Genomic DNA, 280 nt, shown 5'->3' on the forward strand with positions numbered 1-280 from the left:
CTACCACGACCCGCCGTCCAACCAGTGGTTCGGCTTCCAGGCCTGGTCCATGGAACGCGTCGCCGAGCTGTACCAGCAGACCGGCAACGCGAAGGCCAAAACCGTCCTCGACAAGTGGGTCAAGTGGGCGCTGTCCAAGACCACGTTCAACCCGGACGGCACCTACCGCATCCCCTCGACGCTGCAGTGGTCGGGCCAGCCCGACACCTGGAACGCCTCCAGCCCCGGCGCCAACAGCGGGCTGCACGTCACCGTCGCCGACTACACCAACGACGTCGGT

1 protein-coding gene is annotated in these 280 nt (G+C 66.8%); it reads left to right on the forward strand.

All coding sequences use genetic code 11. The features are described 5' to 3' along the window. The coding region (locus OO68_RS41940) for a glycoside hydrolase family 48 protein (protein WP_033314768.1) at window positions 1–280 on the forward strand (280 nt) is incomplete at both ends.

It is taken from the genome of Streptomyces iakyrus, assembly GCF_000717055.1.
GTDB classification, from domain to species: domain Bacteria; phylum Actinomycetota; class Actinomycetes; order Streptomycetales; family Streptomycetaceae; genus Streptomyces; species Streptomyces iakyrus.